This window comes from Corallococcus interemptor (assembly GCF_003668875.1).
GTDB classification, from domain to species: domain Bacteria; phylum Myxococcota; class Myxococcia; order Myxococcales; family Myxococcaceae; genus Corallococcus; species Corallococcus interemptor.
In genome coordinates, this window is record NZ_RAWM01000005.1 from 16,407 (window position 1) to 31,807 (window position 15,401).

Here is a 15,401-nt window from a genome sequence, read left to right on the forward strand (position 1 = left end):
CGCTCCAGCGGTCGCCGGACGACAGGAAGCGTGCGCGCACCGCACGTCTGCCTTGCAGCACGGCGGTGGGTGCACTAGCCATCGGGGGACGAGGGCCGACGGCGCCGACCGCTCGGGTCCTCCGAGGATGACTTTATGGCCCAGCGCCGCCCGACCCGACCTTCCGCCCCGTCCGCTACGTCCAAGTCCCGCAGTGCCGCTGGCAAGGCCGCCACGAAGCCCGGGGGCCGTGCCGCCGGGGGCAAGGCCTCCGCCCCGGCGAAGAAGGCAGGGGTCGCGAAGCTGAAGCAGACCGCCAAGGCGGTGAAGACCGCGGCGGCGAAGGCTCCGGCCGGGAAGGCAAAGCCTGTCGCAAAGGCATCCAGCCCGAAGGCCGCTCCGGCGCCGAAGGCTTCCGGGGCGAAGCCAGGTGCCCAGGCGTCGAAGGGCCCTGCCGCGAAGACCGCCCAGGCCTCGAAGGCGCCTGCGGCGAAGTCCGCCGCGAAGGCCCCCGTCGCGAAGCCGGGCGCACAGTCGTCGAAGACGCCCGCCACGAAGAAGCCCGCGGATCAGTCGCCAAAGGCGCCTGTCACGAAGCCCACCGCGCAGGCTTCAAAGGCAGCCGCCACGAAGAAGGCCCCCGCCGAGACGGGCGCCAAGGCTTCTGCCTCGAAGGCCACCGGGCGCGCTGATCAGAAGCCCTCTTCGGCCGACAAGAGCCCGAAGGCTTCCGCGGCGAAGACTGCCGGAGGAGGCGCCTCCCAAGAACCTGTCTCGGCCGTGAAGGGCTCGAAGGCTTCCGCATCGAAAGCCGCTGAACAGCCTGCATCGACTGAAGAGCCGTCCAAGGCCGATACATCGACGCCCGCCGAAGGGGCCGTGGCCGACGAGAGCCCCAAGGCTTCCACGGAGCCGTCGTCCTCGGCCACCGAGCCGACCGCTGCTGCCACCGAGACCGCCGAAGTGAAGACGGACGACGGCGAGGCCCCGTCGAAGCGCGCGAAGAAGACGCCCAAGGGCGCCTCCGCGAAGAAGGCCGCGGCCGAAGAGGCTCCCGCCTCCACGTCGCAGGAGACCTCCACGGAATCCGCCACGACCGCTCCCGCGAGCACCGTGGAAGAAGCAGCTCCCGCGACGGAGACGGCCGAAGCTCCCTCACGCCGCGCATCGAAGAAGAAGGCCGCCGAAGCTCCTGAAGAAGCCGCCTCCAGCGAGGAGCCCGCCTCCAAGTCGAAGCGCGGCTCCAAGGACGCGGCCCCCGAGGAGGCCGCTGCTCCTGCCGCCTCCAGCGAGGAGCCCGCCTCCAAGTCGAAGCGCGGCGCCAAGGGCGCGGCAGAGCCCTCCGAGGCTCCGGCGAAGCCCGCTCGCACCGCCGACCCGCAGTTCCTCATCCTGACCGGCGGCTCACCCTTCCTGCGCGCCATCGGCTCCGTGCGCCGCCCGGACGGCGAAACCCTCCCGGGCTTCGCCAACCTGGCCGTGACCAAGATGTCCGCGGCCTCGCTGCCCACCGAACCCGGCACGTACGAGTTCCGCTTCCAGGCCAGCAACGGCACCGGCGACTTCAAGCTCGCGCAGCGCAGCGAGAACGGCGCCCCCCGCAACGTGCGCGACTTCGAGATGGCCTCCTCGGGCGGCTTCCAGCTCTACCGCTTCACCATCTCCTGAACGCCCCTCACGGCGGCAGGAACCGCGACAGCAGCGCGAGCCCCTGCGCCTCCAGGGGCACGCGCCCCCGCAGCGCCGCGAACAACGACCAGCCGTGGTCCGACAGCAGGACCACGGCCGCGTCCGCCGCGACGCTGAGCCCCATGAAGCCCACGTAGCCCCCCATCACCGACGAGCGCCACACCACGTCCTTCCCGCGCACCTGGGACACGTTCCATCCCAGGCCCCGCTGGAAGGGCCCCGCCTTCACCCGGGGCGCCTGCATCCGGTACAGCGCCTTCGTGAACGACGGCTCGCCGCGCCCCAGGCCCGTCTCCAGGAAGCGCATCACGTCCCCCACCGTGGAGTGCAGCGCGCCGCCGCCCGGGAGCGCCGGGAAGGTCCAGGGCGGCACGGGCTTGCCTCGCGCGGTGTGGCCCTGCAACAGGCGCGGGGCCAGCTCCTCCGTGACGCGCGCCGTGGTGTCCATCAGCCCCATGGGCTTGCACAGCACGTCCCGCATCAGGTGCCCGTAGTTCAACGTCATGCGCCGGGACAGCGCGTGGCCCAGCACGCCCATGCCCAGGAAGGACTCGGAGGACGGGTGCGGCGGCGGCCGACGGGGGTGGTAGTTGCGCAGGAACTCGCCGAACAGGCTCGCGGAGTACCCGCCGAACGGGTCGTCCGGATTGCGCGGCGCCGCGTCCAGGTTGGGCGGCAGGTGCGGCAGCCCGGAGGTGTGCGTCGCCAGCTGCTCCAGCGTGATGCTCCGGGCAATCTCGTCGTTCAACAGCGACGCGGGGATGAGGTTGCCCAGGGGCTCGTCGAGCCGCACGTCCCCGCGCTCCGCCATCACCGACAGCAGCGCCGCCGTGAAGACCTCCGTGAGCGACCCCAGCCCGAACAGGGCATCCGTCGCCGGGGGCGGCCCCTTGCCCCGGAGTCCTTCGACGTGCAGCGCGCCCCGCCAGGTCATGGCCGCGCAGACATGGGCCGTCGGATAGCCGCGCAGGTAGGGCCGCAGCTCCGCGCGGAGGAGGTCGGAAGGGTTCGACATGGGGAGGCGCTTTACGGGCCCGCCACCCGGTGAGGCAAGCCCTCCCGACGCGCTTCTGTCAGGCGCCACCGTGCAGGGCCGTCCGCCTCCTGGAAGCCCCTTTCGTCCAGACATGCCGCCCGCGTTCGCGCACGCCGGGGCCGTGTCAGGTCCCACGTGTGCTCGCGTCCAGGTGGGCCCGCCGTTCCCCTTCCCCTGACGAAAGGCCACCTGGATGCCTCCTGTCCCTGCCGTGAAGGCGATTCTGTTCGGGCGCAACCCCCACCAGCCGGATCCGTTCGACGTGGAGGCCGACGCGGCCGAAGCGCTGGGCGTGGACACGTACCAGGCGGACCTCTCCGCCCTCCTGTCGGGCGACGCGGCGAGGGCGCTCACGGGCGTGCCCGACCGAGGCCACCTCCGGCTGCTGTACCGGGGATGGATGCTCACGGAGGAGGAGTACACGGAGCTCGACGAGGCCGTGCGGGCGCTGGGGCACCGCCTGGGGACGACGCCGGAGCAGTACGCCGCCGCGCACTACCTGCCCCACTGGTACCCGAAGCTCGCGGGCTACACGGCGCGCTCGGTGTGGACGGACGGGCCGGACGCGGCGGAGGCGTGGCGCGCGGCCCGGAAGCTGGGCCCGCCGCCGTACATCCTCAAGGACCACGTGAAGTCCGCGAAGGAGCGCTGGGCGGAGGCGTGCTTCGTCCCGGCGGACGCCACGCGCGAGGACTTCGAGCGCATCTGCCAGAACCTGCTCGACGAGCGCGGCGACCGCTTCGAGCGAGGCTTCGTGGTGCGCCGCTACCTGCCGCTCAAGGTCTACGGGCGCACGCCCGCGGGCCCCGCGCACCTGGAGTTCCGGCTGTTCTTCGGCGCGGGCCGGCTGCTGGCCGCGGAGCCGTACCACGAGTTCGACGTGGAGGTGCCCGACTTCACCGCCTTCGAGCCGCTGGGCCGCCGCATCCCCTCCCCGTTCTTCACGCTGGACGTGGCGATGCTGGAGGACGGCGGCTGGGCGGTGGTGGAGGTGAATGACGGCGGCGTCTCCGGCCTGCCGCCCGGGTTGGATCCGCGCGACCTCTTCGCCGCGCTGCTCGACCTCAAATAGGCCCTGGCGTCAGAAGTACTCGGGGTGCTCGGCCGCCAGCATCGCCTCCATCCCGCTCACGTCCTGCAACAGCGAGTGCCGTGGCGCGATGTTCCTCGCCGCGTCCCAGCACACCCAGGCCGCGCCCATGTCCCAATCCGCGACGCAGAGGTCCCCCAGGTCCTTGTAGGCGCCGGTGAAGAAGGGATTGGCCTGGATGACCTCCAGCAGCAGCTGACGCGCCGCAGGGGCCTCACCGAGGGCCCGGCGCGCTCCGGCCTCGAAGCTCTTGAGGACATGCGCGTGGCGCCCCGCCGCCGCACGGAGCGCGACCAACCCGGGGGCCATGGCGCTGGCCGTGGCCTTGTCGTTGGGAGGCCGCGACAGGGCCTCCCGGAAGCGCCGCACGTCCGCGTCCGGAATGGCCTGGACGGCCTCGCCCAGCCCCGGCATCAGCTCATCGGTCTGCAACTTCAGCTCGAAGAACGCGAGCACGCTTTCGAGCATCCGGCCCGCGGCCACGGACGCCTCCGCCTCCCGCTTCCGCTGCTCCCGCACCGACGCACCGTCGGGAGCGGCGCCGAGCGTCACGCGCTCCAGCGTGGCGTCATCCGGCAGGCCGGGCCCTCCGCGCACCACGCGGCGGTAACCGCCAATGGGAAGCCCGCTGTCGGGCACGACGGTGTCGGACTGGAGCCGCAAGGTCACGGTGCTCCCCGGGGAGCCGCGCATCGCCTTCGCGCTGTACTGGATGTCGCGCGGCACGCGGTGGGCCGAGCCGAGCCGCTCCAGGATGAGGGGGTGGCCATGGAAGCGATGCCGGAGGAACTGGACGAACTGTCCACCCAGGCTGGGAGCGACGCGGACGCCGTCATCCGAGTACGCCAGCAGCGGGCGTCCCTCCGCGGTGACAAACGCCGTGCCCCCTGCCTCGGACTTCATGAGGATGTCCGCCGGCTTGCCGCGCCCGGAGAAGAGGGACCGCAGCATCGCCCCAGGCCCGGTGGCCTTCGCCTCCGCGAGCGTCCGTCCCCGCGCCTTGTCGAGCACGGAGAGCTGATGCTCCATGATGACCGGCGCGAAGTCCGAAGCATCTCCCAGGCCGGCCGTGATGACGGCGTGGAGGTGCTCGCGGTTGCTCAGCTCGAAGTGCCGGAAGCAGACGTCCGCGTACATCGACTCGTCGACGTAGGTCTTCGCGCCCTCGTCGAGCGTGAGGCGGCGCCTGCGGGTGAAGTCCAGGAGCACCTCGTCCTTGCCGGTCTCGCGATAGCCCAGCCAGCCACGCCGCAGCCGGACCTGCATCGCATGGGTCCTCGAGGGGACGGGAGGCGACTCGGGGTTGTTCCTTCCGCCGGACTCCGTGACTTGCAAGCTCAGGTCGAGACCCATGGGGCCCCATCCTACCGCGCCGTGGCAGGTGCTACCGTGCGCGGGCATGAACGGGTTGCATCACCGCGCCGCCGCCCTCCTCCTCGTGGGACTCACCGCGTGCGGCGGCTGCCAGAAGACGGACGCCGAGCGCGCCGCGAAGGAGCGCGCGGAGATTGACGAGCGCCTTCGCGACTCCGTCGCGCTCGTGCCCTACCGCGCGCTCAAGCTCACCGTGCGCGCGGACGGGGACCCCAAGGCGCCGGAGGAGGTGGCCCTGCTCTGGAAGGCCCTGGCTGAAACGCGCGCGCTGCCGGACAAGCCGCTCACCGACGAAGCGACGCGCGCGGCGGCCCGCACGTACCTGGACCTGGGCGTCGCCTTCTACAAGGCGCGCAAGACGCTCCAGACGCGCGACGAGGACGAGTTCCCCCTGCTGTGGAACCGGTGGGCCTCCGGCGAGGCCCTGCCCCTGCCCTCCTACGACGCGGGCCAGGAGCACGCCTTCCTCGCCGCCGCCCTGCTGGTGCTGGACACCGCGGAGAAGTCCGACCGCATCCCCGCCACGGAGCTGGTCTTCTACGAATTGTCGCGCGCCACGCCCGCGCCTGGCTGGCCCACGCCCCTGCGCGCAGCGGTGCAGGCCAGCCGGGGCACCGCCTTCTGCCAGGCGGGCTACCACTACGCCGCGGAGGAGGAGCTGACCGGCTTCCTCACGGAGACGGAGCGCCTTCCCCCGGAGGCCTTCCCCGCCCTCCAGCAGGGCACGCCCGCGCAGTCGCGGGAGGCGGTGCTCGCGGCCGGGCACTTCCTGCGCGCGTGGAACCGCATGGGCCTCAAGCGCGAGCGCGCCGCCGAGGACGACATCGAGCAGGGGCTGCGCTCGCTCCAGACGCTGGGCGTGGAGAACGAGCTGACGTGGTGGGGCTGGGCCTTCATCCACACCCGGCGCGGACGCTACGAGGAGGCCGCGGCGTCGCTCGACAAGCTCGCCGCCAGCCCCTACCTGGAGGAGACGGAGCGGCGCGAGGTGCACGACAGCGCCCAGGCCCTGCGCAAGCACGGCGACAGCCTGCCCCTGTTCCAGCAGACCCGCGCGACGCTGCTGTTGGGCCGGACGCTGCTGGCGCGAGCCGGAGGCCTGGAGCACGTGCTCACCGTGCTGCTGGGTCCGCAGCGGGCGAAGCAGCTCTACGCCCCGCTCGTCTGGATGGACCGCGTGCGCCAGCGCACGGCCAACCTCTCCCCGGAGCAGGTGGCCCAGGGCGCGGGCGAAACGCTCGACCGCGGATGGAAGGCCCTTCAGCAGCGACTGAACGACAGCACCGCCAGGGACACCCCGCCTTGACTCCAGGGTGACGCGCCCCCGTCACGGAGCCGCCGCTTCGCCCAGCGCCTTCACGGGGTAGTGCCCCGGGGACGCGCGGAAGCGGCGCTCCAGTCCTCCGGGCTGGAGCACGCCCCGCTCGAACAGCCCCAAGAGGAAGTCCTCGTACGTCCCGGCCCGTGAAGGGCCCGCGCGCTTCAGCTCCTCGTAGAGCACGAAGGCCAGGACGTGCATGCCGTCATCGTGGTCGCGGAAGAACTCCGCGCCCGTGAGCGGTTGGCCATCCCGCCTGCGCAGCAGGCCCTGCCGCTCGCTGACGTAGACGTCGATGGCCTCCGCGCAGTCCTCTTCCGTCAGGCCACGCGCCTTGGTGTAGCCGAACGCGGGGTCATGCTCGCGCACGAGCCGCTGGAAGTAGGGGTCCGCCTCCAGCGCGGACAGCTTCGCGTCCAGCACGCCCTCGCGCGCGAACGGTGGATGCAGCAGCTCATGCACCGCCGTCTTCACGGTGACGTCCGCGGGATAGGTCGCGTCCGTGAGGAAGTTCCACCCCGTCACCCGGATGCCGTGCGGCTTCGCGAACTTCAGGACGTGCGCGTTCACCGCCGGGACCTGGAGCTTCCGTCCCAGCACCCCTTCGTTCCAGCCCACCACGTCATGTGGCGTCACCTTCGCGGCCAGCCCCGTGATGGCCTGCTCCACCTGGGGCAGGTACTCCGCCCGCCAGATGCGGGGGAACTCCACACGCGCGAGGAACGCCAGCAGGACGCCCAGGTCTCCTCGCACGTCCTCCATCAGCGCGAAGCCGTCCTCCCGTCCGTATGACGTGGCCAGGAAGTCCTCGCGCATCCGGCTCCACGCGGCGTCATCCGCCACCGTCGCCGCCAGGCCCTCCACCGTGGTGGGCCCCGTCACGGAGAAGACCAGCGTCAGGAAAGGGCCCACCATCTTCCCGCCCTGCTTCCCCATCCGCTCGGTGAGGTGCGCGAGCGCCACGTGCTCGCGAGGCTCCAGCAGCGCGGAGAAGCGCTGGTACTCCGCTGGATAGAAGCGCGTGTAGAACGCGTCTCCCCGCAGCAGGTTCAACATGCACAGCGCGTCGTACGCCTCGGACGGGCGCAACACCCACTGCGTGCGCCCGGAGTCCACGTGGTGCATCACCGGAGCCGAAGCGGGAGCGGGCCGGGAACCCGCGCAGGCGGTCCCCATCAGCGCCACGCACAGGAGCGCCACGGCGCGGCGGAAGGAAGGCGATTCCAGGGTCATGCCCGGGAGATAGGACCGCCCGCCCACCGCCGTCTTGGACGAAACCTACCGCGTGGAACCGGATGCACGTCCCGCCAGCCGCCGGTACTCCGCGGGGGTGAGGTGCAGGCGGCGGCGGAACTCGCGCGTCAGGTGGCTCTGGTCGCAGTAGCCCGCGTCGAGCGCGATGTCCCCCAGCGGCCGCTGTGTCTCGCGCAGCGCCCGGCTCGCGCGCTCCAGGCGGGAGCGCCGCAGGTACTCCGCCGGGCTGCACCGGTACACCTGGCGGAAGGTCCGCCCCAACCTCAGCGGGCTCACCCCCGCCTCCCGAGCCAGGTCCGCCAACGTGGGCGGAGGCCCCCGCACCGCGTCCAGCAGCTCGCGCACGCGCCCCAGCCACGCCGGAGGGCCCGAACCCCGCGCTGGCGCCGACGCGCGCACCGCCTCCGCCAGCAGCTCCAGCGTCAGCCCTTCGATGGCCAGCGCCGCCACGTCATCCGCGCGCCGGAACTCCTGGTACACGCGCGCCGCCAGCGTGGCCAGCCGCACCGACGTCAGGTCCACCCGAGGATCCAACCCCGCCGCGAGCGCGCTCCGCGAACGCCAGGAGGCTTCCGAGAAGTCGATGTTGAAGGTGCGCGTGCGCACATTCCGGATGCGCTGCGCATGCTCCAGCCCGGGCGCCTGGAAGGCGACCGAACGGGCGGCGCACTCCCGCGCGCGGCCCTCCACCACGTCCGTGAAGCCACCTTCCAGCGTGAGCCGGAAGCCCGCGTGCCGGTGCCCATGGGAAGGCAACCGGACGCCCGGCGCGTACGTGCTCTCCGTGAGCACCAGCCCCGCCACCTCCACGCGCTGGAGGGGCGTACCCAGGTAACGGCCGAACTCGAGGACGGGTGTGGGGGTCACCTCCCCTTTTTCGCATCGGACAGGGGTCCCATTGCATCCCCGGACGCCGATTCCGCCCTTCCGCGCGCCAGACGGGCAGGCGGCGGCGTGGCGGGAGTGTTGGCCATGGACGCCGCAAGTCCCCAGCTTTGCTCCAACGCCTTTCTCCCTCCTCCAAGGAGCCGCACCCGATGAAAGCCATCTGCTGGCATGGCCACGGCGACGTCCGCTACGAGTCCGCCCCCGACCCGAAGATTGAAGACCCTCGCGACGCCATCATCCGCGTCACCCGCACGGCCATCTGCGGCTCCGACCTGCACCTGTTGGACGGCTACATGCCGACCATGAAGAGCGGCGACGTGCTGGGCCACGAGTTCATGGGCGAGGTGATGGAGATTGGCTCCGGCGTCACCAGGCTCAAGAAGGGTGACCGGGTCATCGTCCCCTTCAACATCGCGTGCGGCGAGTGCGTCTTCTGCAAGAAGACCCTCTTCTCCCTCTGTGACCGCTCCAACCGCAACGCGGAGGCGGCCGCGAAGATGATGGGCTATTCGCCCTCCGGCCTCTTCGGCTACTCGCACATGCTGGGCGGCTTCTCCGGCGGCCAGGCGGAGTACGTGCGCGTGCCCTACGCGGACGTGGGCCCCCTCAAGATTCCGGACGGCCTCACCGAGGACCAGGTCCTCTTCCTCACCGACATCTTCCCCACCGGCTACATGGCGGCGGAGAACTGCCAGATGGAGAAGGGCGACACCGTGGCGGTGTGGGGCTGCGGCCCGGTGGGCCAGTTCGCCATCCAGAGCGCGTGGATGTTCGGCGCGGGCCGGGTCATCGCCATCGACCACGTGCCGGAGCGCCTGGCGCTCGCGAAGTCCTGGGGCAAGGCGGAGACCATCGACTTCACCAGGCAGGACGTCTACGAGACCCTCAAGGAGATGACCGGCGGGCTTGGTCCGGACCGCTGCATCGACGCCGTGGGCGCGGAGGCCCACGGCACCGGCAGCCTGGACGCCGTCATCGACAAGGCGAAGGCCGCCGTGAAGCTGGCCACGGACCGGCCGCACGCGCTGCGCCAGGCCATCTACTGCTGCCGCAAGGGCGGCACCGTGTCCGTGCCCGGCGTCTACGTGGGCTTCCTGGACAAGGTCCCCATGGGCGCCTTCGTCAACAAGGGCCTCACCATGAAGACGGGCCAGACGCACACGCACCGCTACACCCGGCCGCTCTTGGAGAAGATCCAGGCGGGCGCCATCGACCCCACGCGCCTCATCACCCACCGCGCGAAGCTGTCGGACGCGCCCGCCCTCTACAAGAAGTTCCGCGACAAGGAAGACGGCTGCATCAAGGTCGTGATGACGCCGTAGTCCCCCGTCAGGCCTGGCCCGTCAGCCGGTAGTACGCGTGCGGACGGCGCCAGCGGATGAAGGCGCGCGCCAGCGGGTTCATGCCCCACTGGATGGGCACCGGATCCACGACGAAGCCCAGCTCGTCCTTGAACTGTTCGAGCTGGGCCGCCTCGCGCGCGTGCAGCCCGCCCACCAGCGTCCGGGCCCCCAGCCGCCGGCAGACCTGCGCGAACTCGTAGATGAGGCCCGTGGAGATGTTCGTCGGCAGCGCCCACGTCGCGTAATAGGCGCTGAAGCCATACGCGACGCCGTCCACGATGTAGCCATCCAGGTAGCCGCCCAGCTTGTCGTCCACCAGGCCCGCCAGCACGCACCAGTGGTCGGACGCGAAGTACTGCCGCAGGCCCTTGAGGTACTCGTCCAGCGTGGGGATCTTCTTGTGCTGCGTGCGCGTCAGCGCGTCCCGCACCACCGGATAGCCCTGCTCCAGGAGCAGCGACGGCCCGGTGAGCTGGACGATGCGCACCGTGCGCTGGCACTTGCGCAGCTTGCTGCGCCGGTTGGAGTTCAGCCGGCTCATGTCATACGTGTCCAGGTCCTTCAGCCGCACCACGGGCACCTTGCCGGTGGCGACGTTCGCCGTCTCCGGCGTCAGCGCGGCCCGGTAGCCCCAGGCCAGCGGCGTGGGCGGCGTGGCCTCCTCCGGCGTCAGCCGCGCCAGCAGGTGCACCGGCTGGAAGAAGCCGGGCGCGCCGGACTGCTCCCAGTAGTGCCCCCGGTGGGAGATGACGCGAACGCCCTCTTCTCGCCGGCGCTCGGCGAGCTCCCGCTCCGTCAGACAGGTGAAGCGGGCCTCCGCGACGTCGCGGAGCTGGGGAAGTGACAGGACCATGGGAACGCCTCCACCAACGGCACGAAAGCTTCAGGAACGGGGGGCTCTGTAGATGGGGAAGAAGTCCGCGTCCGCGTGCCCCCGGGACAGCTGCGCGTAGACCTCCGGGTCGCAGACCAGGTCGTGCGTGTAGAAGCAGGACATCGCGTTGGCGAAGCCGCGCTTGAACCGCTCGATGCCATCCCCCGGCCGCACGCCGCCGCCCAGGTGGACGGACGCCTCCAGCTTCTCCGCCAGCTCCACCATCACCGGGAACTCGTTCTTCGCCGGCGAGTGCACCAGGTACGCGTCCGCCGTGCCGCCAATGAAGTTGTGCAGGAGCCCGTCGCTCAGCACCACCAGCGCGGAGGAGGCCACCACCCCGTCCTGCGCGCGCGTCGTCACCAGCCACGCGAAGGGACAGGTGAAGACCTGCTCGAACCAGGCGTCGGTGAAGTAGTACCGCTTCCCGGCCTGGTTGCGGACCATGGTCTGCCGGTAGATGGACTTGAGCGCCTCGCGCTGCTCCTGCGTGGAGTCCTTCACCGGCACCACGGTGGACGCGTAGCCACGCCGGGCGTTGCGGCGGATGTCCGCGGCGTGGTCGCTGCGGAACTTCACCGGCAGCTTCGGGTCGATGAGACAGACCTCCGTGCGCAGCCGCCCTCCCGCGAAGCAGTACGGCCCGCCAATGCGGTCGCGCAGGAAGATGCTGACCAGCTCCGTGCCCCGCCAGTCGATGGCGTCCGGCGGCACCTCGGAGAGCCCGTTCAGCTCCGCCCCGGGAAACCCATACGGAGAAACCGCGTCCCGGTAGCGCGTGCCTTCAATGGGCCGCACGATGAGCGGCACCCGCATGGCCCGCCCCGCTCCGTCCTCCACGACGAGGCTGTGCGTCACGCCTTCCGCGCACAGGTGCTGCTCGGAGCGGAAATAGTCAGACGAAACGGCCCGCTGGCCTCCATCCGGCACGAGGATGGCCCTCCACTGCGTGTCTGGATGCATGGGTGTTCCCCCCGGTCGGAAACGGACGGGCCCGGACAGCCCCCGAAACAACCAGAGGGTATGGGAATTGGAGGCGCGTCCGGCATTGCCCCCGGGGTGCCGCGTGGGTGTCCTGATTCCAGCGCTTCACGCCTGCCCAGCCCCCCGGGGCAATGCATGTGTCACGTCGCCAGCGGGGGCTAACGCCTTCCAGACATTTGGGCTTGTTCGGACTTACGCTTGCACGCCTCCTCCGGAAGATTGCCCGTCCATGAAACACGTCCTGATTTTGGCCGCGGTGTTTTGCCTGAGCGCATGCGCCTGGGGCCCGGGAATGCACATGGACGAGGATGGCTTCCGGGAGCGCTACGCGGGAAAGGCAGACGCCGGCGTGGACGGCGCCTACGAAATCGTCAACATCGACGCGTCCCTCCTCCGGAACCAGCAGGAGGCCCGCAGGCAGGCGCGGCCTGAGCCGCGGGTGGATCCGCTGGCCCGGGTGGCCATGGACTATGACTACCGGGTGGCGGCGCACGACGTGCTGAGCGTCATCGTCTGGGACCACCCGGAGCTGACCATCCCCGCCGGCGAGTTCCGCCCCGCGGAGGCCACCGGCCACCCCGTGGCGGCGGACGGGACCATGTTCTACCCGCACGTGGGCATCATCCCCGTGGCGGGCAAGACGCTGCGGGAGGTCCGCGAGCTGCTCACCCAGCGGCTGGCGAGCGTCATCGAGAAGCCCCAGCTGGACGTGCGCGTCGCGGGCTTCCGGGGACAGAAGGTCCAGGTGACCGGAGAGGTCATGGCCCCCGGCACCCTGCCCATCACCGACGTGCCCATGCGCGTGCAGGACGCCATCGCCCAGGCGAAGGGCTTCTCCGTGGAGGCGGACCTGCGCACCGTCACCCTGAGCCGGGGCGGCAACACCTTCACGCTCGATCTGCAGGCCCTCTACGAGCAGGGCGACGTGAGCCAGAACTGGCTCTTGCAGGACGGCGACATCGTCAACGTGATGGACCGCAGCCGCAACAAGGTCTTCGTGCTGGGCGAGGTCCGCAGGCCCTCCTCGCGCGTGATGGTGAAGGGACGGATGACGCTGGCGGAAGCCATTGGCGACACCGAGGGCTTCGATCCGCTCACCTCCAACCCGGGCCGCGTGTATGTCATCCGGGGCAGCTTCGAGCGGCCCTCCATCTTCAAACTGGACGCGAGCTCGCCGGACGCGCTGCTACTGGCCACGCAATTCCAATTGCAACCGCGCGACGTGGTTTTTGTCTCCGCGCACGACCTGACGTCCTGGAACCGAATCATCCAGCAAATCCAGCCAACAGTTCAGCTGCTCTGGCAGGCAGTGGATATCGGAGACAGAACCATCATCATCAACAACCCATGACGAGCCCCCATCCACGCATGACACCCCCGCGCCCAGGCCCCGGCATGCATGAAGATGAACTGGGATTGGGCCGGTATCTGGCCATCCTGGGGGAGCGCCGCGCCACCATCGCGGCGTGCGTCGCCCTGGCGCTCGTCGGAGGTGGGCTGTATCTGCTCACCACGGCGCCGGTGTACCGGGCCAATGCCATCCTCCAGATTGAGCAGAAGGGCAACAGCCTGGGCCAGCTGGACGCGCTGATTCCAGACGCGCCCAGCATGGCGTCCACGGAGATGGAGGTCCTGGGCTCCCGGGCCCTGCTGGGGCGCGTGGCGGACGCGCTGCAGCTGGGCGTGAGCGCGGAGCCGCGCTACTTCCCGCTGGTGGGCGCGGCCCATGCCCGCGCGCATGAAGGCCCGGAGCTGGCGGCGGTGCCGTGGTGGGGCGGGGACTCGTACGCCTGGGGCGGGGAGAGAATCCAGGTGGAGCGGCTGAACGTGCCCACCGCGTGGGAGGACCTCCCGCTCACGCTCGTGGCGCAAGCCGGCGGCGCGTACACGCTGTGGGGGCCCGAGGGCCGCGAGGTGCTCCACGGCGCGGCGGGCACCAGCGCCCAGACGGAAGGCGACGCCGCGCACGAGGTGGAGCTGTTCGTCACGGAGCTGCACGCCCGGCCGGGGACGCGCTTCACGCTGATGCGCCGCTCGAAGCTGGCGACGGTGGAGGAGCTGCAGCGCGCGCTGCGCATGGGGGAGAAGGGCGCCGGCACGGGCGTGCTCAACCTGACGCTGGATGGGCCGGATCCGGTGGCGGCCACCGCCACGCTCCAGGCCATCGCGGATGCGTACGTGCGCTCCAACGTGGAGCGCCGCAGCGAGGACGCGGGCCGCACGCTGTCGTTCCTGGACAGCCAGCTGCCCGGCCTGCGCAAGGGCCTGGAGCAGGCGGAGGCGGCGCTGCGCGACTACCGCGCCGGCAAGGGCGGCGTGGACCTGGGGCTGGAGGCGCAGGCCGTCCTCAACCGGAGCGTGGAGCTGGACAAGGACATCTCCACGCTCGCGCTGGAGCGCAGTGAGCTGCGCCAGCGCTTCACGGAACACCACCCGCTGCTGGTGGCCATGGAGCGCAAGCTGGCGCGCCTGCGCACGGAGCGCGGCGCGCTGGACACCCGGCTCAAGGGCATCCCGGACGCGGAGCGGGTGTCCGCCCAGCTCACGCGCGACGTGAAGGTGGCCAACGAGCTGTACCTCCAGCTGCACAACAAGGCCCAGGAGTACCGGGTGCTCAAGTCGAGCACCATCACCAACGCGCGCCTCATCGACGCGCCCGTGGTGACGCGGCTGCCCGTGCGCCCCGCGAAGCCGGACGTGCTCGCGGTCAGCATCGTGCTGGGGCTGGCGTTCGGCGTCGCGCTGGCCTTCGCGCGGCAGTCGCTGCGCCCGGGCGTCACCGACCCCGCGGCCCTGGAATCCGCGCTCCAGGTGCCGGTGCTCGCCAGCCTCCCCCTGGGCCCCCGGCGCGCGTCCGGCCCGCGCAGCCCCTCCCGCATCCTGGCGCGCAGCCTCCCCCGGGACATCACCACCGAAAGCGTGCGCGGCCTGCGCACGCGGCTGACGCGGGCCATGAAGGACGCGGGCAGCCACGCCGTCGTCCTCACCGGCACCAGCCCCGGCGCCGGGACGTCCTTCACCGCCCTCAACCTGGCGTGGGTGCTGGCGGAGACGGGCCAGCGCGTGCTGCTGGTGGACGCGAACCTGCGCGGCGGCTGGCTGCACCGGTGCTTCCGCGAGGCGCGCCTGCCCGGCCTGCATGAGGTGCTGCGGGGCACGGTGACCCTGGAGCAGGCCCTGCTCCAGGAGGCCGCGCCCGGCCTGTCCTTCCTGGGCGCGGGGGAGCTTCCGCCAGACCCCGCGGAGCTCCTGGCCGGCGCGGCGTTCGACACGTTCGTGGCGCGCGTGACGGCCGAGTACGACGCCGTCCTCTTCGACACGCCCAGCATCCTCGCGGTGACGGACGCGGCGCTGGTGAGCCGGCACGCGGGCGTGCGCCTTGCCGTGGTGCGCGCGGCGACCCAGTCCCTGCGCGAGGTGGCCACCGCGCTGCACCAGCTGGAGCAGAGCGGCGTCCCGGCACAGGGGCTGGTCCTCAACGGCGTGCCGCGCTCCCGGACGGGCCGCGCGGTGAGCGGCGTCTACCAATACGAGTATCCATCCGCGAGCTGAAGGCCGTCACCGGGGGAGCC

At 71.3% G+C, this 15,401-nt stretch carries 12 protein-coding genes; 6 read left to right on the forward strand and 6 right to left on the reverse strand.

Annotated features, from left to right (window positions below):
- Positions 1-135: 135 nt before the first annotated feature.
- A complete protein-coding gene (locus D7X96_RS39830; protein WP_158626538.1) occupies positions 136-1,647 on the forward strand; it encodes a hypothetical protein in 1,512 nt (503 codons plus the stop codon).
- A gap of 7 nt (positions 1,648-1,654) precedes the next feature.
- Here the strand turns inward: D7X96_RS39830 and D7X96_RS02975 are convergent, their stop codons facing one another.
- On the reverse strand, positions 1,655-2,683 hold the full coding sequence (locus D7X96_RS02975) for a serine hydrolase domain-containing protein (RefSeq protein ID WP_121768931.1): 1,029 nt from the start codon (positions 2,681-2,683) through the stop codon (positions 1,655-1,657).
- 214 nt (positions 2,684-2,897) lie between these two features.
- Here D7X96_RS02975 and D7X96_RS02980 point away from each other — a divergent pair, with 214 nt between their 5' ends.
- The gene (locus D7X96_RS02980) at positions 2,898-3,776 is read left to right on the forward strand and encodes an ATP-grasp domain-containing protein (protein ID WP_121768932.1); all 879 of its coding nucleotides are present in this window, start codon (positions 2,898-2,900) and stop codon (positions 3,774-3,776) included.
- Positions 3,777-3,785: 9 nt separating this feature from the next.
- On the opposite strand, the gene D7X96_RS02985 is transcribed toward D7X96_RS02980, so the two are convergent.
- Positions 3,786-5,147 (reverse strand): hypothetical protein, encoded by a 1,362-nt coding sequence (locus tag D7X96_RS02985; protein ID WP_147468210.1) that lies wholly within the window; start codon positions 5,145-5,147, stop codon positions 3,786-3,788.
- 46 nt (positions 5,148-5,193) lie between these two features.
- On the opposite strand from D7X96_RS02985, the gene D7X96_RS02990 reads away from it, so the two are divergent.
- Positions 5,194-6,474: a hypothetical protein gene (locus D7X96_RS02990; protein ID WP_120550656.1), complete on the forward strand. Its 1,281-nt coding sequence runs from the start codon at positions 5,194-5,196 to the stop codon at positions 6,472-6,474.
- A 21-nt stretch (positions 6,475-6,495) separates the two neighbouring features.
- Here D7X96_RS02990 and D7X96_RS02995 read toward each other — a convergent pair whose 3' ends face one another.
- Together D7X96_RS02995 and D7X96_RS03000 are read right to left on the reverse strand one after the other, a co-directional pair.
- Positions 6,496-7,719, reverse strand: a complete 1,224-nt coding sequence (locus D7X96_RS02995) for a hypothetical protein (protein WP_121768934.1) — start codon at positions 7,717-7,719, stop codon at positions 6,496-6,498.
- 45 nt (positions 7,720-7,764) lie between these two features.
- Positions 7,765-8,607 (reverse strand): helix-turn-helix transcriptional regulator, encoded by an 843-nt coding sequence (locus D7X96_RS03000; RefSeq protein ID WP_120550654.1) that lies wholly within the window; start codon positions 8,605-8,607, stop codon positions 7,765-7,767.
- A 170-nt stretch (positions 8,608-8,777) separates the two neighbouring features.
- Here D7X96_RS03000 and D7X96_RS03005 point away from each other — a divergent pair, with 170 nt between their 5' ends.
- Positions 8,778-9,950: a zinc-dependent alcohol dehydrogenase gene (locus D7X96_RS03005; RefSeq protein ID WP_121768935.1), complete on the forward strand. Its 1,173-nt coding sequence runs from the start codon at positions 8,778-8,780 to the stop codon at positions 9,948-9,950.
- Between the two features lie 7 nt (positions 9,951-9,957).
- Here D7X96_RS03005 and D7X96_RS03010 read toward each other — a convergent pair whose 3' ends face one another.
- Together D7X96_RS03010 and D7X96_RS03015 are read right to left on the reverse strand one after the other, a co-directional pair.
- Positions 9,958-10,824, reverse strand: a complete 867-nt coding sequence (locus D7X96_RS03010; RefSeq protein WP_120550652.1) for a hypothetical protein — start codon at positions 10,822-10,824, stop codon at positions 9,958-9,960.
- Between the two features lie 30 nt (positions 10,825-10,854).
- On the reverse strand, positions 10,855-11,808 hold the full coding sequence (locus D7X96_RS03015; protein ID WP_120550651.1) for a GNAT family N-acetyltransferase: 954 nt from the start codon (positions 11,806-11,808) through the stop codon (positions 10,855-10,857).
- 250 nt (positions 11,809-12,058) lie between these two features.
- Between D7X96_RS03015 and D7X96_RS03020 the strand changes: the two genes are divergently transcribed.
- Both D7X96_RS03020 and D7X96_RS03025 read left to right on the forward strand, forming a co-directional pair.
- On the forward strand, positions 12,059-13,180 hold the full coding sequence (locus D7X96_RS03020; protein ID WP_120550650.1) for a polysaccharide export protein: 1,122 nt from the start codon (positions 12,059-12,061) through the stop codon (positions 13,178-13,180).
- Positions 13,181-13,224: 44 nt separating this feature from the next.
- Positions 13,225-15,381, forward strand: coding sequence for a polysaccharide biosynthesis tyrosine autokinase (locus D7X96_RS03025; RefSeq protein ID WP_244219429.1), 2,157 nt, complete (start codon positions 13,225-13,227; stop codon positions 15,379-15,381).
- Positions 15,382-15,401 lie beyond the last annotated feature (20 nt).